Genomic DNA, 19,605 nt, shown 5'->3' on the forward strand with positions numbered 1-19,605 from the left:
ATACCGCTGCACCTAGGAAGGCATTAACGGTTTAATCTAAATCAGCATCAGGCATAATGATCATGTGGTTCTTTTACCACCAAAAGTAGCGACTCGTTTATTATTTCGGCATCCCTCGTAGAACCCACAAAAGAAATAATTTCTATTTTTAAGAAGACATAGAAAAAAGAATGTGAGGCCCTATTTGTGCTCATGCAGATTTACACAGCCCTTTTATTTTACAGTATCAGAGCAGGCTAATGTTCAACCTGCCTGCATTTTTTTATGTTTTAACCTTCACCTTATTTGCTTTCTATTAACACTTGCCTCTTACTTACATACTATCGGATGAGATTGGTCTTAGCCAGCTCCACAATATCATTACCCTGGCCATTCAGCACAGCTTTAAGCATCCAAAGAGTGAATCCTTGTGCCTGTTCTAATTTGATACTAGGCGGAAGTGACAGCTCCTGGCGGTTTACTACCACGTCAAGTACAACTGGGCCGTTATGTGAAAACGCTCGTTTCACCGCATTCTCAAGATCTGCCGGGTCTTCTACACGAATTCCTTCTATTCCCATCGCCTGGGCAACATCAGCGAAGTTTGGATTCTCAAGACCTGTCCCTGTTTCTAGGTAGCCTGAAGACTTCATCTCGAGTTCTACGAAACCTAGAGCATTGTTGTTAAATACAACTACTTTTACCGGTAATTTATGCTGCCGAAGTGTCAATAAATCACCCATTAACATTGAGAGTCCTCCATCTCCAGACAGTGCCACTACTTGAACTTCCGGTCTCGCAGCCTGGGCTCCAATTGCCTGAGGCAAAGCATTTGCCATCGTTCCGTGATTGAAAGATCCCAGAAGTCGTCTTTTTCCGTTCATTTCCAGGTATCGTGCAGCCCATAAAGTTGGTGTACCTACATCACATGTAAACACTGTGCCCTCACTGGCGAGATTGCTTATTACTTTAGTAAGAAATTGCGGATGAATCGGCATCCTTCCTGGCTTCCCTATTGCAAGCTTATCCAATCCCCTGCGAACATCCCGATAATTTGAAACAAATTTATCTAGATGATGAGTGTCATGTGTTTCACTTAAAAGAGGAAGAAGTGATTCAACTGTATATTTAACGTCTCCACAAAGTCCAAAGGTTAAAGCTGCTCGGCGGCCTAAATGTTCCGCTCGAATATCAACTTGTAAAATAATAGATTTTTTGGGTAAAAATTGCCTATACGGGAAGTCGGTACCAAGCATTAATAATACATCACAATCCATCATGGCATGATATCCAGATGAATATCCAATAAGACCCGTTAGTCCCACCAAATATGGATTATCATACTCAAGATGTTCTTTCCCTCTAAGTGCAATGACCATTGGCGACTTAAGTTTGTCACAAAGCTGCATCAACTGAGCGTGGGCTCCTTCACATCCTGCCCCGCACAATAATGTGATGCGTTTACCACTATTAAGATATTCTGACAGGCGTTTTAACTCTTCATCAGATGGCCGAACAACCGGCTGTGTTATGTGGATTACCTGTTCAGGAACACTTTCATTGTCAGCGAGTAAAGCAACATCTCCAGGAAGAACGAGGACAGAGACACCTTTTCGTGAAATGGAATGTTGTAGAGCCATCGTAACCATGCGGGGCATCTGTTCAGGTTTTGTCACAACCTCACAGAAATGACTGCACTCCTTGAATAAATGCTCAGGATTTGTTTGTTGGAAATAGTCTCCTCCAATTTCATTACTTGGTATATGTGCCGCAATAGCCAACACTGGTATTCGACTTCGATGACAATCGTAAAGTCCATTGATTAGGTGAAGATTCCCCGGGCCACTGCTTCCTGCACAAACTGCGATACTGTTACTTAATAATGCGTCAGAACCCGCAGCGAAGGCTGCAACCTCCTCATGCCTCACCGATATCCAATCAATCTTCCCCGAACGGCGAATGGAATCTAAAACAGCGTTCAGTGAGTCACCCACTATCCCGTAAATCCGTTTTACTCCAGCGTTCAGCAAAGAATCAATCAGTAAATCTGCTATTGTTTGTTTCATCCTTTTCCTTTCCTCCTTAGTAAATATAAAAATCTTGTATTTTATTACCTGCGTCTTAACAAAATAATAATCCTACTATTAATTTCAATTTATTAACATTAAGGTTTCCTTTTTACTGTTTAATATTCTGTTGATGTAAACATCCTTTCACTAAGGCGGAGTTTCGACTTATCATTATTGAAAAAGCTGCCTTAAAGACAGCTCCGATCTTAAGCTAACGCACCTGTTAGTTGAAAAAGTTCGTATCAACTTATTTGTTCTGATTTATACTCAATCTTCTATGCTTGATACATTTTATCTTGAAATTCATAAGAAATTTCAATCGTACCAATGAACATGGCGGGAGTAATTTGACCACCTACAGAAGCCACCTAATGATTATCAACCACATCAAATTTGACGATACTGCCAAAAGCAACATCATTAAACAAATGGTCTGGGGGATTTGAAACTTTTCGATATTAATTACCGTTTTCTTTTCGCCAATTGACACTACAGCTTCATGTTGTGTCAGTTTTGTTTTAATTTTTCAAAATAATCGCTATAGGATTGTCTACTAGAACCTCTTCATAAATCTCACCTATATTGGTTTGGGTTTTTTTAGTACATGGACTTCACTATCTAAAGTCTCTGTGCCATAACCCTTTGTTAATACAATAGTTAAATCCTTCTTCTTATCTTGATTTAAGTTATTGTATAGGATTCATGGGGCATATGAAGGATTGGTTACATTCACCCAATAAGGAAAATATCTTGTTCCCCCATCAATCTTCATCTCGAATTCTCTGTACATGCCATTTTTTCTATCTATGTCATTAGCATATAAAATAACATTGGCTCTTTTAATTTTGAAATAACCTTTTTGGCGTTTCATTCCTTTTCGAATAAAGAATTCTAAGTGATTTTTAATCAAACTTATTTATAAAACGGAATATTCATTCAAAAAGATAAGAATCCATTTTGATCAACCTTTTTTCAAAATGGATTCTTTTATGTGCCGTAGAATATGAGTTTGTTGAACGTTTTTGATTAAACCTCGCTTTGGGTGATGGTCCAATAGGATTCTCATTAGAAGCTAATTTAATAACCCTTTTCAGCCCTAATTTTTTTGAACTTCCCATAATGGTTTACCTGGTGTATACGGCTTAAGTTTATCCAGTGCTTTACGAGACCTTATCTGATTGGTGTTGTACATTGCCTACTCCTTCAAATCGATTTAGTTTTTTACTCATCTACTAAAACAAACTATAAAACGATTTTAAATTTTCCTATAAGAAAAATCCCATGATAAAGAGGTAATTGTGAAACAATTCACTCATTTAGCCAATAAATAATCATTATTTAGCCATTAATGTGATTGGTAGATTAGAATCGAATCTATAATAATAAAAGATTTAATATTTTTATCATCATTCAATTAAACAATTTTTTTACCATCCATTAACTTTTAATTAATAAAAAAGAATCATGAAAACATCATGATCCTCAGTTGATATAAGATGCTTCCGCAAACCTTTTCTGTTCATTTATTGAAAATATACAATTAATACAAGTGTGACAACGACAAATAGTTTGTTTATGTGCTAAAGAGCTGTTTTCATTTTAACCATTCCTGAATAAACTCAATTAGTTTTTTCGATCCTGGTGACATATAACGTAAGGAAGTGGCTGCAATTCCAATGGAGCGATAATAATTACCTTCCAAAGGGATTATTCGAATACTCTCGTGGATTCGATACAGTATCATTTCAGGGAGGATACTGATTCCAAGACCATTTTGCACCATGGAAATGATCGCCTGATCTTCAGCGATTTCATATTTGATTTTTGGTTTGATTTTGTGTTCTTTCAAAATTCTTCGAACATCCTTATCGATGCTTGATTTAGGCATGATAAAAGATTCATCTTTGAGTTGATCTAAGTAAATGATATCCTGCTGATTTAGAGGGTGCGTATCAGGTAAAATACACAATAGTCTATCTTTTTTTAACGGAATCACTTCATATGCCTTTGAAACTGGCAAGGACATAAAACCAAAATCAATGGTTCCATCCGAGATCCATTGATCAATTTCATCGTAATCTCCTTCAAATAGTTTTATTTCAATGTACGGGAAATCTTTATTAAATTGCTTAATAATCATAGGCAACCATTGAATAGACACACTCGGAAGTGTACCGATTCGTACGATACCTGTTTCTAGTCCATTAATTTTAGATACTTCCTGCATCATCAGCTCATTCCATTTTAATATTTCTCGCATATAAAGCAGCATTTTTTCTCCATTGCTGGTTAAATGAATACCTAAACGTCCCCGAGTAATCAACGAAAAACCGAAGTCGGACTCAAGACTTGCGATTGCATGACTTACAGCTGATTGAGTTAATCCAACTACTTCCGCTGCTTTCGATAGACTTCCTGTTTCTACAACGGTTCTAAAGATCTCATATTTGATCAGTGTCATTCATAGTCACTCCAACTATTAATTTTTTTCATATTTTATATTACAATTATTCATTTGATTTATATAAAGAATTGAATTTATAATAACAATTAATCAATTGCTAGTAAATTTATCGGTTTTATAAATTTAGAAAACTAACTTAAACGAAAGCTAGGATTATACTAAAAAATGAAAAATAGAAAGTGAGTGTTTATATTGAGTAAAACGAATCATGTTATCCCACCATATTCCATGGAAGTCATGACAGCTAAATTATTTACAGAAATAGAAATAATCATTGTTTCGAAATATAAAGAAAATGGAAAGGCATTACTGCAACAAGGAATTGATAATTTTGGATATAAAGACGCGGAAGAGATTGCGATAAAAGCAACGACAGAAAGAGAAAATCATACGTTATTTGACTATATTCCTAAAGATCATAACAGTCAAAATAAGTATGGAAATCTTACACCCTTTGCCCTATTTGCAAGATTATTTGCCCAAATTACGAAAGCTATAGTAGATACTTATGGCGATGAAGGAGAAGAAGCTATTCAAGAAGGTATATGGCAATTTGGTGAAAAGCGTGGTCGTGGTATTGCACAAAGAGCCAGAGTGAATGGGGCAGACAACACAATTGATCAATACTTAACAAACTACGATATGGGACGAAGTGATTTGTTTACCATTGAAACGGTGAATAAACCTGAGGAAATCGAGCAAACATTTACAGTATGTCCATTAGGCCAACAATGGGCTGATGACGATATGCATTCTTACGGACTTGTTTATTGTAGGGTGATAGATGATGCAATTGCTCATGGTTTTAACAATAAATTTAACGTCGTACATGATCAATTTGTGTTAAAAGAAGGACAATGTCATTTTCGTTTTCAATTAAAAGATTCAGAGAAAAAAAATGATTAATATCAAGCGATTAAATACCCATTTAGAAGAGTTATCTATCATTGGAAAAACAATGGAAGGTGGCATAAATCGGTTTTCTTATACAAGTGATGAGAGACGAGCAAATGAACGAGTCAAACAATATATGGAATCTGCTGGTTTAACCGTCCATTATGATACAGTGGGCAATCTGATTGGGAGTCAAGAGGCTACGGATGATTTACCCACTATTTTAATAGGTTCACATATTGATACCGTTCCAAATGGCGGAAAGTATGATGGGAGTTTAGGAGTCTTAACCGCCATTGAAGTCATACATTCGTTAAAAGAAAAAGAAATTGAACTGAAACATCCCGTTAAAATTGTTGCCTTTAAGGATGAGGAAGGAACCCGTTTTGGCTTTGGTATGATTGGGAGCCGAGCTGTCGCAGGTACATTGACATCCAATGATTTAAAAAAAGTAGATAATCAAGGGATATCGATTGAACAAGCCATGAGGGATTATGGATTAGAAAAGCAGCATCTCCAAAGTGCGAAAATAGAAAACGTAAAGTGCTATTTAGAAGTACATATCGAACAAGGAAAGATTCTTGAAAATAATGAAGCAGCAGTAGGTAATGTAACTGGTATCGCTGGTCCAGTGTGGCTTCAGTTCAAATTAACAGGACTGTCAGAGCATGCTGGTGCAACACCGATGAATCAAAGACAAGATGCTTTAGTAGGAGCAAGTTTAATTATTGCAGAGGTTGAAAAAATAGCTAAGGAGTCCCCTTCATCTGTAGCTACTGTGGGCAAACTTTCTGTAAAACCAAACGGCGTGAACGTCATTCCTGGTGAGGTGGAATGGACAATTGATATTAGAGATATCGATGAAAAAACCAGAGATCAAGTCGAACAAGAGATTAGAAAATTCGCGAAAAAGATAGCTAATGATCGACAATTACACTTAGAAATCTCTGTATTACAACGTGTTGCACCTGTTCGTTGTGAAGACAACATTCAAGATGTCATAAAGGAAAGTATTCAAGAATTAGGTGAATCCATCGTCTCTTTACCTAGTGGTGCCGGACATGATGCCATGCAGTTTGAAAATCGATTCCCAATTGGTATGATTTTTGTTAGATCGAAAGATGGGATCAGTCATAATCCAAGAGAATTTTCTTCAGAGCAAGATATTGAAAAAGCCGCTAAAGTCTTATATTTAACAATTCTACAATTAGACCAAAACTAAAGAATATATCATTGTAGTATGTTCAGAGCCTGTTTATGATTATACTCTTTCAAAATCTGGCTCTGTTATTTATATAAATCAAGGGTTAAATCATGTTTTTGAAATTAGTTGTTAACCATGAATAATCCCTGATGGGAAAAAAATTTTGTATTTATTCTCACTATACAACTTTGTTTAATATAATTTATAAAGGAGATAATAAAATGAATTTTTCAGGATCTTCGATTGTTTTTGCCGAAATCATCATTTACCTTCTCTTAATGCTTGGAGTGGGTGTGCTCTTTAGTAGAAAAAAATTGGACCACGCTGATTATTTTCTCGGAGGAAATAAGTTACCTGGTTGGGCACTAGCTTTTTCTGAAAGAGCTACAGGTGAATCCGCCTATATGTTCTTAGGGGCAGTAGGTTTTATTTATGTAACAGGTTTGGCAGGAATATGGATCTTATCGGGAATGTTTATAGGCGTCCTCTTTTCTTGGCTCTTTTTAGCCAAAAGATTTATGAATGAAACAAAAAAATATAAAGTGTATACATTAACCGACTATATAGCTGTGAAATTTCCTAATCACACTAATTTGATTCGTTGGTTGTCATCGATCATTATGGTCATATTTTTTACTTGCTACTTAGCAGCTCAATTTTCCGGTGTTGGTAAAACTCTTTATTCTTTTTCTGGACTTAATATTACGGTAGGAACCATTGTAGTTGCCCTCATCATTATTGCCTACTCTTGTATGGGTGGGTTTATGTCAGTTGTATGGACTGATACAATTCAAAGTTTTTTAATGGTTTTAGCGTTTATTATCGTTCCAATTGCAGGATTTTTTGAAATTCAACAAAATGATTTATCGATTTCGTATACCTTAAGTTCAATGGGAAGTGGTGCAGATAGTTGGATCGGAGGATTATCTGGACTAGCCATCGGAGCCATGCTATTTACAAACCTTTCTTGGTTCTTTGGCTGGCTTGGCGGACAGCCGCAATTAAGTTCTCGCTTTATGGCGTTAAAGGATGAAAAAGAACTAAAAACAGGAAAAATTGTTGCGATTATTTGGACATTAATTGTCTACGTCGGTGCCTTTTTATCTGCCATTTTTGCTTCCGTTATCTATAAACAAGGAACGATTGAAGATTCTGAAATGATTTTGCCTCATATGGTATTCGATTTGTTGCCACCATGGGTTGCAGGAATCATCATTGCAGGAATTTTAGCTGCTATCATGTCAACAGCTTCTTCTCAATTACTCGTTATTACAACATCAGTAAGTGAAGATATTGTTCATAAAGCAATGGGTATGACGATAAAGAGTCAAACCTTAGTGAAATTATCTCGTTGCATTGCCATTGTAGCTGGTCTTGTAGGTATTGTTGTTTCGTTAGCATCTGGCTCCATTATTTATAATATGGTCAGTTTTGCTTGGGCAGGAGTCGGCAATACATTTTCTGCCGTCATTTTACTTATATTCTTTTGGAAAAAAACATCTGGTACAGGCGTAGTAGCCACTATTATTACAGGGTTTATCAGTGCCATCCTGTGGACCACTTCTCCTTTAGAAGCCATCGTGACTGCTAAAGCGGCCACTTTCTTTATCTGTCTTATTGTTGGTATTGTAGTGAGTTTATGGTTTCCTGAAAAAGTTTCAAAATCAGCTAAATTAGCTTCTTAATTGTTCCAAATAGGTTGGAAGGATTGACAGTTGCTAGTTCAAATCAGAATTACCTTATATAAACCTTGTAATCCTTGTCTCTCAAGGATTACAGGTTTTTTTGGATTTAAAAGAGTCTGTTGTGGATGTTCAAAGTTGTACCCTAAGTAATAAATTTACTCCATTTTGAAATTATCAAGACCTAATAAAGGAGAGCTAACTGAATGGCAATACAAATAGCAGATAAACTGGCAGCTGTATAGAGATAATAAAGTCTTTTATTTTGCTTTAAGAAACCCAAAGGAGATACTATCTAAAACGTAGTACCTCCTTTTTAAGCTTTAATATGATTCGTTCAGAGTAAATACAATTAATAAAACTAAAATCAAATTCGTTTAATTTCCACTAAAGTGCATTCGTTACTGAATTATAGATTTTCTAATCCCTTAATCTTTTTTGTAAGTTCATTGAATCTTTGATCGAGTTCTATATACTCTGGGCTTTTGGATGATAAAAAGCTCAATTTCCCTAATACTTCTTGTCGTTCTGTTTCAAGCTTTAAGCGCTGTTCTGCAAGTGAATCAACCTTTTCATTTGACTGCTTTAATTTCTTTTGTATACGGTGATTTTCAAAAATCAACTGAACTGAAGTCGTTTTACTCAAGAAATATTGATCGTGTGAAACAACGACCAACGTACCGGTATACTCCGCTAACGTTTTTTCCAATTGTTCTCTCGAAGGCAAATCTAAATGGTTTGTCGGTTCATCTAAAATTAGTACATCTTTTTCTTCCAGTATATATAGCATAAGCTTACACTTCACGCGCTCTCCCATACTCATCTGTTCAATTGGCTCAGACCATTGACTTGCTGTAAATCCTAAATGCTTCATTAAATTCTGAACCTTGCCCCGTTCTTTAAATGTTTCACGTTTAAATAATTGTTCAGGCGTTTTCTCTAGAGGCAAGTCAAATACTTGCTGCGTTAAATAACCAATATTCGCAGATGGGGAAACCCAAATGTCCCCTTCAGCAAACTCATTGCCCATTACGATATTTAAAAATGTCGTTTTCCCACTACCATTCGGGCCAATAAGTGCTACTTTTTCACCGTGTTGAATTGTAAAATTCGTCTGTTCAAATAATATTCGTTCCCCAAAATCCTTTTTTAAGTTTTTCACCTCTAAAAATCTTTTGCCGACCTTCGTATTCGCTTCTAACGAAAATCGAACAAGATAATCTTCCTCAACACGTTCAACCTTTGTCTTCTCAAGTTCCTTCTCAAGACGTTTACGCTTAGATTTGACTTGAGAATCCATTCGTTTCGCTTTTAGGCGGTAATATTCTTTAAATCCTTCTTGCTTAGTCGATTGTGCATGCGCTTTTTGCGACCACGATGTCAGTTCGTTTATTTGATTTTCTACGAGTTCCATTTTTCTTTGTTGTTTTTCGTACTCTCTTTGTTGAGTTAATCTTCTTTGTTCTCGAATCTTTATATAATGTGTATAATTTCCTTTTTGCTCGAATAATTTCGTATTTTCAATCGACCAAATTTTCGTCGCTACAGTATCCAAAAAATATCTGTCATGTGAAACGACAATGATTGTACCCGTATAATTTTCTATTTGATTAACTAACAGCTCCGTACTTTCTATATCTAGATGGTTTGTTGGTTCATCTAATAAGAGTAAATGCGGTGCTAACGCGAAACCTTTTGCAAGACGAATTTTGAGCTTTTCTCCGCCACTTAACACTTCGTAAGGAACATCTGGAATATGCCATTTCGCCATTAGAGTAGCTTCTAATTGTGTAACATGCTCAGATGCGTATGTTTGTTTTTCCTGATCCACTAAAAAGACTTCGGTTTTGCTATTTTCCCATTCAACCTGTCCCTCAGATAGTTTTACATGTCCAAGTAAAATTTGTAATAGCGTGGACTTTCCGCTACCATTACGGCCAACTAGACCAATCACTTCTCCACGACCAATAGTTGCGTTAAGATCTTTAAATATAATACGGTCCATAATTTCTAAATTTATTTGATTTAATTTTACGATTTCTTTCATCGTATCACCCTTTCTTTTTCAAGGGAGAAAAAAATCCTCCCAAATGAATTTGGAAGGATTAGTTGCATTTTTCATAATGAAAATAAGCTATTTAATGAATAGCTTAAAAAATTATATGGAAAATGGGCAGACTAATCCTATTTTTTAATTTGAAAAATTTTCTCAAATGTTTGAAATAAGATTAGAACTTCATCGGCCACCCATCATCCCTTCTAATATGATTTAATATATTATACCCACAAAATCGAATAATGAAAAGAAAAATCTGGTTAAACTATTCCGTTCCTCCACTCAGTATTTCCTCGAACGTTTCAGAATTTTTCTGTTTCATCTATTATTATCAGCTCTTTATTAATCGATTATAAAATTTAATTTTAGTTGAATAAACACTAATACCATGATTCAGTAAGAATTTACTGTATAAAGGTATTAGCGATAAATTGATGATGAATTGCCTCGTAACATCGCTTGAATAACAAAGTTGAAAGTTTGATATACATATTCATTACTTTATTGTTTGGTCACGTTTGTTTTCCGCTGCTAATTACCAATGGATCTTTGAAGGAAAGACCTTGTTTCAAATTAAGTCCCGCTGCTACAATGATGGTAAAAACAGCGCAAGCCATTAAATAAACAAAAGCTGATGTCTCGATATCTTATTAATTCAACACCATCACCAACTGCTTCTTTCATTTGTTCAATGTGTATTTTTGCTATGCTTACTCACATGTTCCGATAACGTGTTTCGCTCCGTTGACAAGATCCATCGCTCCACTCAAGTCCTTTGAAGACCTTGTCTGGGATCATCCAGTTTGCCAAATCACCATTTTCCGCTACTTCCATACCGCTAAAAAAACGAGAGAATATGGCCGCACAGATTGGTGGGCCCCTTGTTTAATCAACAATTTTCACATTCGTATAATCCAAAGCTTCCTTTAATATCTGACTTGAAGCATAGGGAACTTTCCGTGTCTCATTATTTATCATATCTGAAGAGTAAACACTGATACTTACTGTGCCTTCTTGCGTTGTAGCTCGGATTAGGATTGGTTGATTGTACTTGTTTTTAAAGCTAAAATCAGGACCATACCAGCTTACCGTGGCATCGCGGCCTGGTGGAACATAAGGAACATGCCTAGTATGGGAATAGCGGCGAATAATTTGTAACCCTGCATTGTCGATGGCATTATACAGAGTGGATGAAACCTGACAAATCCCTCCACCGACCCCTTCAGAAAACTCTCCTTTGACGATAACGCGAGCGGGCAAATATCCTTTGTTCACTGTTCTCTTACCAACGGCTTGGTTAAAAGAAAACGTCTCTTCTGGAAACACGACATAATTATTAATGGCGTCTGTAGCGAGCGAAATATTATTATAACGATTTTTATTATTCACATTAAAATAGGTTCTATATTCACCAATCTTATTTACACGAATCTGAGCAAGTAGTTCGTTATCAACCTTTGGATGAATGGCAAGTAAGGGAACTTCAACTTTCTGTTCTCTACGTCCGTATAGAAAGGAAAAAAATTGCTCTTTAAATGCTTGATGGTATAACTTGTAACCCACCCGCCCAGGAAGAATATTACCATTCTTGTCGATTGTGGCATTTACAGGCTCTTGATACACATGACGGTCTATTTTTTCGATAAGCTGATTGTATTTATCCACGTCCATCATAGGAACATCTAGAAATGGCATAGAAACATCAGCGCGTTTGACAACAGCAATCGTTTGCCCTTGCTGGGTTACCGATAAGCTGTCAGGAATATACACTTGTTGAACGAATAGTAAAAGGCCGGCAATCCATGTTAATCTCAGTGAAACCACCCCCACATTAATTTAATATGGGTTGGAATTTATCATTTCATGTATTCCTCATTTTACATATCCTATTTTAAGTCTTCATAGAGCGAATCTTGATCAATAAACCAACGATCAGTCAAACTGTCCCTTCGGATCATAAAATGCATAACCTTTTTTTCTTTGCCCTCTCTCTTCTTATAGATAGCTACTTGAACGGGTACATCCACGAGAAATACCCCATTTAGTTGCTCAGGTGGTTGTCTTAAAGGGTCAACCACACCAAAATATGTAATATCTTCAATAAGTTTATTGACACGATTAAGATGACTCGGATTTGATAAGGTCAGTGCTAATAATTTCTGATTTCCTTGATTAATGGAAATGGTAAAAATACGAATAAGTTCATAGGGACTTACCGTTTCTATATAATCGTCAAGCTTACCAGCCGCTTTCAATACCATTAATTTATGAGAAAGATCTTCGTTTTTCAAACGATGCGTTATACTTCCAGAGAAATGAACACAGAAGTGACCTGAAAAACCATTTTGAAGAGCACCAGCGCCATGTGGCATTCCATGCATAGATGCAGCAATCATTTGATTATTGATTAATACAATAATAGCTCTTCTATTCCAACTCCATTTATTATTATAAATTTTCTTCATGATTTGAGTATCTTCCTTGGTTAGTGGCTGTACATCAGCATGATGGCTACCTGCTCTTCGTTGTACTTTAAATGATAAACCAGTTTCAATATCTATAATGGTGAAATTTGTTTTATTAGGAATAATGTTATTTACAATCTCCCAAGGCAACATCTCAATTTTAAAGCTTATAGGTACATCTTCATCTTCCCATTCAATTGCATAAACAGTGTGATTAATCATTAACACAAATAAAAAAGTAACGATAAATACTTGATAAATTTTTTTGTTTTTCATTTGATTTCTCCATTGTGTTTTTTCTTATTATTTCTGGAAACAATGATTTGAATAGCTTTAAATATTTGGAAAAACATCCATAAAGATGTTAAAAATATAATTTAACAATTAGGGTCTAATCACGTTTAGTGAATCAGCTTTAGTCCTAAATGTATTAATAAGATGGAATGAATCGAAAAACTATGAAAACAACACCAATCAAAATAAACGGGTAGCCTATTCCATCACTTACCGGGGAAGACAAGCTGGAAGGATACATTTCGATACTCCTTAATTATCATTTCGATTACTCTTTATACAATTAACATATGTGGCATTGACATATGCTAATTGTATAGATTATTAAATGATCTGAACCGCGTCATTCCACCGAGCTAGCCTTAATTTATTGTCAGCTGATCCTACTTTATCAAGAAGCATACTGTAGAGAGTTGGATATAGTGGCTCCAGGTGAAAATGTTTATAGTACGTATATTGACAATCATTATATATATAAACGGAACTTCTGTGGCGACACCATATGTTGCAGGTGCAACAGAAAAATTGGGAATCCTCATGAATATGGATATGGTGTCCTTGATAATACAAAAGCTTTAAAATTAGTACCTTCTAAAGAGGAAAGTTAAGACACAGACATTTTAACAATTCGCCCCATTTACAATCCCTTTAAAAGGGAAACAGTTCATTAGATTATTTATAATGGTTAAAAATAAATTAAGAGGAGATATCACATGAAAAAAACTTTATTTATTAAAAATATTTTATTAATCTTAATTATTGCTATTATGGGGGCTTGTAGTAATAAAAGTACTAGTAAAGAGGAAAATGTAAATTTGAATGTTCAAATAGATAAATTAACGGATGATGAATTTAAAGAAGTACAGGTGAATTACCTTAAAGACCCTAAAAAAAGGATGACTTTAGAAAATTTTCTCTTACCTTCCAGATAGATGGTTCTAGTAAGAAGAGAGTAAATATACCAGACTTTAAGAAAGTAATTAATACAATTGATAATCAGCAGAGATATTGGTTCGGGAATTCCTCCGAAAAAGAAAGTGATAATTCTGATATATACAAGAGCGAATTTATATTCTATTCTAAGGGGATAACGGAAGATACCATCATAAAAGCTTTTGAAGAAAAAGAGGTCAAGGTTATTTTTTACAAAAAAGATAAAATTATTGATGAAAAACAATATAATATTGGGGATTCTTTAATATTCGAATAGAATAAATCTACTCTGAATAACGTTTGCAACTCTAATTAACATAATTGACCTTATTGGAAGCTACTAAACAATATCATCTGACAGATTGTCTGCTGGAAAATATCGTGCAAAACTAGATGGAACGTTCATGACAGTAAAAAATGGTCATTATTCAGCAATTGCAAATGGTTATAGTTATTTTGAGGTAAAATAAAAACATACTAGGTGGTTTTCTATATTGGAATGGTTGAAACCTTTTGAAGCAAATAATCAGTTTGAAGACAATACAAACAGTCTTTTGGATTTCAAGATCAGGGAATGTATTCCCGAATCAAATATCCAAAAAAAATATTCACTATTAACTCAATTCTTTTTATTGTTGGGTTCTCAAGATGATAAGAGTGTTACTTCGTTATTTGTCGATAATAGAATTGATAATCAAGTAATCGAAGAAATTATTATGCATTTTGACAACACGAAAATTGTATTAGAAAATGAATTACCATCAGAAATAATGTTAAGTAAGCCGAATCAAGAATCTCTCTCTTTGATCAGATTGAATAATTTAAATCCAATAATAAAAAATCTATATGGGACAATTAACAACACACAATATGAATGGAGACCTCAAAAATCATACAAGATATTATCTGAATTTATAGAGAAATACGAAGATATGGAGTTCGACGAGGTGTTAGATTGTTTAAAAAACACATCACAGGGTCCTATAATTTCTCTTGCCTTATCCAGTTGGACTTTTGAAGATTCTTTAAAAGATACTTTTGCGATTAGATATTTCACGCACAAATGTAAGAATGTTTATTTATGGATCGATGATGCTAATATTGTTACTACAATTCAATTAGAATTAAATTAAAATAGGACTGGTTAAAAATTAAAAGAGTAGCAATTGCTACTCTTTTAATTTTGGGCTGTTAGAGACAACATACGAAAAATCCCAGTTACCCCCTTCGGATTATTGTTTCGTGATATAAAGAAACATGAAAAAACTGGTGTTTTTCAAGATCACTGGGGATAATAATCATACTTTTCAGGAATAACATTTTACAAACGAGATACTTCTATAGGTGCTTAATCCTCCACCCCTATTATGTGAACTTCATATGGGACCCTCGGATTATAGCTTTCTTACGACAAAAAAGCCCCAATAGGCTTTACTCTATTGGGACTTCGAGATTGTGAAAATCAAAAATATGTTTAATAAATAAGTTAACATGTGGAGCAACAAAACGATTCTTACATGTAACTAGATACACAGTACGGTTAAAATATGAAGAATCCAAATATTCAAAATGCAATCTAGAATCATTTATACTTTCACAATATCGTTCAGGTAAGATACTGATGCCTAAGTCATTTGAAATTAGTTCACAAATTGTTTCAAAGCGTTCGACGGAAAATTGTACATCTAGAGAAAGATTTTCGGCCTCAAAGGCTTTGAAAATGTTATTCCTCGTTTCAAATCCATCTGAACATATAATAAAAGGGTATGGCTGAATATCCGATAATGAAATATTCGGTATCTTGAACAGTGCATGATTAACATTTGCAATTAAACATAATTTTTCAGAATATAATTTTTGTACATTTAATTCTTGGTGAGTAATTTCTTGATTTGTTAAAACAAGATGATTTTTATAATTTAGTAATGCGTTAATTACATTTTCTTTACTTAATATTTCGTCTAATTGATAATGAGTTATTGATTGATGTTTATTGTAATCTCTAATTACCTGAGATATCCAATGTTTTGTTGATTCAATAATTCCGATAGACAGCTGCTTATTTCCAATTTGTTGTATTTCTGCCGATTCTATTTCAAATTGTTGGAATTTTTTTAATATTTCAATTGCCCTTTGATAGAATAATTCTCCTGAATCTGATAGTCGAACAGAACGAGTAGACCGTTCAAGTAAAGGAAATCCAATATTATGTTCTAATTTTGTAATTGCATTGCTTAACGAGGGTTGAGAAAGGTGCAATTTTTTTGCTGCTTTTGAAAAACTCTTATTTTCTACTACAGAAATGAAATAAGTTAGTTGCCTAATATCCAAAAATGCACCCCACTTATAGTTTTTTTATATTAATATATTGAAAATACGTATTGGATATTATAAATAATAGCAGATATACTCTAATAAATAAATAATTTCTAGGGTGGGATAATAAATGTATGAAGTACCAAATATGGATTTATGGAAAGGCAGAACAGATAGTTTAATAGATAAAGATGAATTTAGAATTCATCAAATAGTTAGTGATCATTCAAGAACATTAACAAATGATTCATGCGGGATAATAGGATTCTCTTGTGATGAAGGCGTGCGCAGGAATAAAGGAAGACTTGGAAGCAAAGAAGCTCCAAATGAAATACGTAAATCCTTATCTTCTTTATCTTGGCACGGCCAATCAACAGATAGTCTAGTTGATTTTGGAAATATCATTTGTGAAAATCAACAGTTAGAAGCAGCTCAAGCTGAATTAGGAAGTCACGTTGAGAAAATATTAACTAAAAATATGTTTCCTGTTATTTTGGGAGGCGGACATGAAACCTTTTATGGACATTATCTAGGAGTAAGGTCGCATGTTGGACCAAATGTTAAAATAGGGATCCTTAACATCGATGCTCATTTTGACTTACGTTCTTATGACCAAATGACTTCTTCTGGAACAATGTTTAAACAAATATTGGACAATGATAGTCAAGCAAGTTATTTACCTATTGGTATTCAACGTTATGGAAACACAAAAAAATTATTTAACACCGCTACCTCACTTAATTGTTCCTGGATTTATGAAGAAGAATTAGTAAATGAGATTTCCAATGAAAATGAAGAGAAAATTCAAAATTTTATAAATCAAAATGATTGTATTATATTAACACTTTGTATGGATGTTATAAACGCTTCTGAAGCACCAGGTGTTAGTGCACCTTCCTCATTTGGTCTCTCTGGAAAAATAGTTAGAGAATTAATTCGCAAAATTACTTCACATAAGAAAACTATTTCATTTGATATCTGTGAAGTAAATCCATCATTAGATTATGATAATCGCACGGTAAAACTAGCTGCTAACCTAATAAATGAAGTATTCATGTGCGTAGACAAGAAATAATAATATGACCATCGAGATCGAGATCAATCTCTGCTAAATATTGGCCTTCAAGTAAAGCGTTCTTAATCGTTCCTATAGTAGGTGCGTTTCTAATTTATGTTTTTGCTATGCCAATTATCAGTATAAATATATTTAAATGATAATTTTTTCATAATTTTTGTTTTTTAAGCTAAACAAACGATTCTAACCTCACTAGAAGTCGATCAATGACTTCCTGTGGGGTTTGATTAATGTAGAGTGACCACATCAACACGGATAGGGTAAAGCTTGCTAATGAAGACAGAGCTAATCACTCGCTCAAAGCCATTCCACAGCCTTTAGATTGCTCATGAAAAATTTAGGCAAGATGTATATTATCGCTTAAACCTGTAACAGTATTACTGCCTCTTTGGTTCCCTCCACAAATTAATCAAGAAATCGGTCACCTTAACCTACATACATTACCTAAAAATTAAAAGGGGCCAGGTGTCCATATCAGCATCTTGCTCTACATATTCGTAAACTTGTTTCGAAACTTAGTCTACTGTTTTAGTAGGGCACTATTCAAATTAAATGCTAGCCTAATAAATAGCTTTCCGTATGTCATTGCGCTTATAGGGGGATTAAACTTAAAAGACTAGATTTGATAATCCTACACAAATTCACCCTCTTATAATTACGTCTCTTCCATCGATAACCCCTTCCATTTTAGGCACATAATAAACAGCTGTGGATGTACATGTTCTCTGTTTCTAGAACCAAAGATGCAAAACGGCTGCTTTTTGAAAAAGTATAGATGTTAGTTGGTCTATCGTGTTCATTGGAACCGCCTTTGGATCACTACTTATACTGACAATAGATAGAATTTTCTTTTACATTTCCCTTAGACCCCGATTAACTTTTGTAACTATTTCTTATCCGGAATAGTTATTTTTATTATGCTTTAGCCGTACTGAGTAATATTACCAAGATGAAAATTATATATTTTTGATAATTTTCAAAGTTAACCTTTTCGATGTTATTGTTTTGAAATGAGGCATTTATACTAGTCCATTTATTATTGCATTTCATAAACTATCAATGACTTATAAAATAAGAATCGGAGGTTTTGAAATGTATAATAGAACATGGGCTAATGCACACAATGGTCAATGTCCACCACAATATTGTCCGCCACAAACTTTTCCTATTCAGCATAGTCCACCTCAAATTTCACCCACAAAACAATTTGTTAAAACCAATGTCACGAACACAGTAATACCTGTTGTTCATCCGACACATACTACAATCGTTAATAGACATGTGAAAAAGTATATACATCATTCTCCAAATAATGTATCTGTAGTGAATGAGTGTTACACTCAAAGGTTTGTTGGTGGAGTGCCACAACCTCCTTGTTGTCCGCGAAGACCATTCAGATATTAACTATATAAACCCCTATTTGGGGTTTTTTATTAGTTTTCTCATTCTTTTCTCACAGTTTTTATTCTCTATTCATCTTCAAATTTAACAACCACTTACACATTTTTATACTCTTTTAACTTTGCAATTCTTTTTACATATGCAAGGATGAAGTCACCCTTTGTGCTCGTAGGAGAGGAACGCTTTCTATAAAGAGATAGGCTTAAACAATGATTTTTTGATTTAACGACGTAACTGATACGTAGTTAAAAAAGATCCTAAACGACATACTCAGTTAGCCCTTAAATAATTTATAGAGGATTTTTTCCGGAGATTTATCGAGTAGTTGGTATATGTATTAGGATTCATGAAAAAATGCACGATAAGTAAAAAAACCGAAATCACATTTTGATTTCGGTTCATCATTTTTATAAACTGTTTAACTATTTATCAAACGATGTTTAAGTCATTGTCTATTATGATTGTACTTGATCTTTTTTTAACTCAACAATCGCTTTTTGATCTATTTTTGTAAAAATTCGTTCCAACTCACTTTTGTCATGCAACAAATGTTCGCGGTTTTCTTTGAGTAGTTCATTAAAAGATTTCCTTTTTCTAGACATTTTTTATTCACCTCTTAAGTGATTGAATTCTTTTTGGAGGACAACAATTGGAAGTTCATATAGTTGTTTATTATATTTTTTAAATATCCCAAATTTCAGAAGTTCTTGTATAAGCTGATCTTTTTTTACTTCTCCTTTTATACTTAATTGCGTATTCATCAAGCGGCCTCC

General features: G+C 34.3%; 17 protein-coding genes and 2 pseudogenes. 8 read left to right on the forward strand and 11 right to left on the reverse strand.

Annotated features, from left to right (window positions below; translation table 11 throughout):
* Nucleotides 1–320 precede the first annotated feature (320 nt).
* From poxB to JFV29_RS03380, 4 genes and pseudogenes are all read right to left on the reverse strand, one after another.
* Nucleotides 321–2,045 carry a ubiquinone-dependent pyruvate dehydrogenase gene (gene poxB / locus JFV29_RS03370; protein WP_201181247.1) on the reverse strand — a complete coding sequence of 575 codons (1,725 nt, stop codon included), beginning with the start codon at nucleotides 2,043–2,045 and terminating at the stop codon, nucleotides 321–323.
* Nucleotides 2,046–2,748: 703 nt separating this feature from the next.
* Entirely contained in the window at nucleotides 2,749–2,958 is a 210-nt protein-coding gene (locus tag JFV29_RS03375) for a hypothetical protein (RefSeq protein ID WP_207205079.1), read from the reverse strand.
* 124 nt (nucleotides 2,959–3,082) lie between these two features.
* Nucleotides 3,083–3,240, reverse strand: a pseudogene (locus JFV29_RS30195) (histidinol-phosphate transaminase); the annotation flags it as partial.
* A 402-nt stretch (nucleotides 3,241–3,642) separates the two neighbouring features.
* Nucleotides 3,643–4,509 carry a LysR family transcriptional regulator gene (locus JFV29_RS03380; protein WP_201181249.1) on the reverse strand — a complete coding sequence of 289 codons (867 nt, stop codon included), beginning with the start codon at nucleotides 4,507–4,509 and terminating at the stop codon, nucleotides 3,643–3,645.
* Nucleotides 4,510–4,704: 195 nt separating this feature from the next.
* On the opposite strand from JFV29_RS03380, the gene JFV29_RS03385 reads away from it, so the two are divergent.
* From JFV29_RS03385 to JFV29_RS03395, 3 genes are all read left to right on the forward strand, one after another.
* Nucleotides 4,705–5,418, forward strand: coding sequence for an L-2-amino-thiazoline-4-carboxylic acid hydrolase (locus JFV29_RS03385; protein ID WP_242486785.1), 714 nt, complete (start codon nucleotides 4,705–4,707; stop codon nucleotides 5,416–5,418).
* Complete coding sequence (locus JFV29_RS03390) at nucleotides 5,411–6,628, forward strand: Zn-dependent hydrolase (protein WP_201181250.1); 1,218 nt, start codon at nucleotides 5,411–5,413, stop codon at nucleotides 6,626–6,628. The genes JFV29_RS03385 and JFV29_RS03390 overlap by 8 nt, the downstream gene beginning before the upstream one ends.
* 203 nt (nucleotides 6,629–6,831) lie before the next feature.
* Nucleotides 6,832–8,295: a sodium/proline symporter gene (locus JFV29_RS03395; RefSeq protein ID WP_201181251.1), complete on the forward strand. Its 1,464-nt coding sequence runs from the start codon at nucleotides 6,832–6,834 to the stop codon at nucleotides 8,293–8,295.
* 406 nt (nucleotides 8,296–8,701) lie between these two features.
* Here the strand turns inward: JFV29_RS03395 and abc-f are convergent, their stop codons facing one another.
* The 4 genes and pseudogenes from abc-f to JFV29_RS03410 all read right to left on the reverse strand — a co-directional run bounded on the left by abc-f (nucleotide 8,702) and on the right by JFV29_RS03410 (nucleotide 13,089).
* Nucleotides 8,702–10,339 (reverse strand): ribosomal protection-like ABC-F family protein, encoded by a 1,638-nt coding sequence (gene abc-f, locus JFV29_RS03400; protein ID WP_201181252.1) that lies wholly within the window; start codon nucleotides 10,337–10,339, stop codon nucleotides 8,702–8,704.
* Nucleotides 10,340–11,073: 734 nt separating this feature from the next.
* A pseudogene (locus JFV29_RS30200) lies at nucleotides 11,074–11,185 on the reverse strand (CoA-transferase); the annotation flags it as partial.
* A 48-nt stretch (nucleotides 11,186–11,233) separates the two neighbouring features.
* Nucleotides 11,234–12,163, reverse strand: a complete 930-nt coding sequence (locus JFV29_RS03405; protein ID WP_201183344.1) for a VanW family protein — start codon at nucleotides 12,161–12,163, stop codon at nucleotides 11,234–11,236.
* Between the two features lie 71 nt (nucleotides 12,164–12,234).
* Complete coding sequence (locus JFV29_RS03410; RefSeq protein WP_201181253.1) at nucleotides 12,235–13,089, reverse strand: hypothetical protein; 855 nt, start codon at nucleotides 13,087–13,089, stop codon at nucleotides 12,235–12,237.
* A gap of 474 nt (nucleotides 13,090–13,563) precedes the next feature.
* Here JFV29_RS03410 and JFV29_RS30900 point away from each other — a divergent pair, with 474 nt between their 5' ends.
* From JFV29_RS30900 to JFV29_RS03420, 3 genes are all read left to right on the forward strand, one after another.
* A complete protein-coding gene (locus JFV29_RS30900) occupies nucleotides 13,564–13,686 on the forward strand; it encodes a hypothetical protein (protein WP_274606899.1) in 123 nt (40 codons plus the stop codon).
* A 134-nt stretch (nucleotides 13,687–13,820) separates the two neighbouring features.
* A complete protein-coding gene (locus tag JFV29_RS03415; protein ID WP_201181255.1) occupies nucleotides 13,821–14,039 on the forward strand; it encodes a hypothetical protein in 219 nt (72 codons plus the stop codon).
* Nucleotides 14,040–14,534: 495 nt separating this feature from the next.
* Nucleotides 14,535–15,173: a hypothetical protein gene (locus JFV29_RS03420; protein WP_201181256.1), complete on the forward strand. Its 639-nt coding sequence runs from the start codon at nucleotides 14,535–14,537 to the stop codon at nucleotides 15,171–15,173.
* A 298-nt stretch (nucleotides 15,174–15,471) separates the two neighbouring features.
* Here JFV29_RS03420 and JFV29_RS03425 read toward each other — a convergent pair whose 3' ends face one another.
* On the reverse strand, nucleotides 15,472–16,371 hold the full coding sequence (locus JFV29_RS03425; protein ID WP_201181257.1) for a LysR family transcriptional regulator: 900 nt from the start codon (nucleotides 16,369–16,371) through the stop codon (nucleotides 15,472–15,474).
* A gap of 115 nt (nucleotides 16,372–16,486) precedes the next feature.
* Between JFV29_RS03425 and hutG the strand changes: the two genes are divergently transcribed.
* Together hutG and JFV29_RS03435 are read left to right on the forward strand one after the other, a co-directional pair.
* Nucleotides 16,487–17,431: a formimidoylglutamase gene (hutG, locus tag JFV29_RS03430; protein WP_201181258.1), complete on the forward strand. Its 945-nt coding sequence runs from the start codon at nucleotides 16,487–16,489 to the stop codon at nucleotides 17,429–17,431.
* Between the two features lie 1,092 nt (nucleotides 17,432–18,523).
* Nucleotides 18,524–18,835 carry a CotD family spore coat protein gene (locus JFV29_RS03435; protein WP_098177553.1) on the forward strand — a complete coding sequence of 104 codons (312 nt, stop codon included), beginning with the start codon at nucleotides 18,524–18,526 and terminating at the stop codon, nucleotides 18,833–18,835.
* A gap of 452 nt (nucleotides 18,836–19,287) precedes the next feature.
* On the opposite strand, the gene JFV29_RS03440 is transcribed toward JFV29_RS03435, so the two are convergent.
* Entirely contained in the window at nucleotides 19,288–19,434 is a 147-nt protein-coding gene (locus JFV29_RS03440) for an FbpB family small basic protein (protein WP_152952254.1), read from the reverse strand.
* Between the two features lie 3 nt (nucleotides 19,435–19,437).
* Complete coding sequence (locus JFV29_RS03445) at nucleotides 19,438–19,593, reverse strand: Fur-regulated basic protein FbpA (RefSeq protein WP_083450699.1); 156 nt, start codon at nucleotides 19,591–19,593, stop codon at nucleotides 19,438–19,440.
* Nucleotides 19,594–19,605: the final 12 nt, after the last annotated feature.

The organism is Peribacillus sp. TH16, assembly GCF_016651095.1.
Classification (GTDB): Bacteria; Bacillota; Bacilli; order Bacillales; family DSM-1321; genus Peribacillus; species Peribacillus butanolivorans.

What these genes read in the sequence shown, in the direction of transcription:
- JFV29_RS03390 (WP_201181250.1), top strand. Translation starts at nt 5,411, where the DNA reads ATGATTAATATCAAGCGATTAAATACCCATTTAGAAGAGTTATCTATC.
- JFV29_RS03435 (WP_098177553.1), top strand. Translation starts at nt 18,524, where the DNA reads ATGTATAATAGAACATGGGCTAATGCACACAATGGTCAATGTCCACCA.
- hutG (WP_201181258.1), top strand. Translation starts at nt 16,487, where the DNA reads ATGTATGAAGTACCAAATATGGATTTATGGAAAGGCAGAACAGATAGT.
- JFV29_RS03445 (WP_083450699.1), bottom strand. Translation starts at nt 19,593, where the DNA reads ATGAATACGCAATTAAGTATAAAAGGAGAAGTAAAAAAAGATCAGCTT.
- abc-f (WP_201181252.1), bottom strand. Translation starts at nt 10,339, where the DNA reads ATGAAAGAAATCGTAAAATTAAATCAAATAAATTTAGAAATTATGGAC.
- JFV29_RS03440 (WP_152952254.1), bottom strand. Translation starts at nt 19,434, where the DNA reads ATGTCTAGAAAAAGGAAATCTTTTAATGAACTACTCAAAGAAAACCGC.
- JFV29_RS03395 (WP_201181251.1), top strand. Translation starts at nt 6,832, where the DNA reads ATGAATTTTTCAGGATCTTCGATTGTTTTTGCCGAAATCATCATTTAC.
- poxB (WP_201181247.1), bottom strand. Translation starts at nt 2,045, where the DNA reads ATGAAACAAACAATAGCAGATTTACTGATTGATTCTTTGCTGAACGCT.
- JFV29_RS03410 (WP_201181253.1), bottom strand. Translation starts at nt 13,089, where the DNA reads ATGAAAAACAAAAAAATTTATCAAGTATTTATCGTTACTTTTTTATTT.
- JFV29_RS03380 (WP_201181249.1), bottom strand. Translation starts at nt 4,509, where the DNA reads ATGACACTGATCAAATATGAGATCTTTAGAACCGTTGTAGAAACAGGA.
- JFV29_RS03415 (WP_201181255.1), top strand. Translation starts at nt 13,821, where the DNA reads ATGAAAAAAACTTTATTTATTAAAAATATTTTATTAATCTTAATTATT.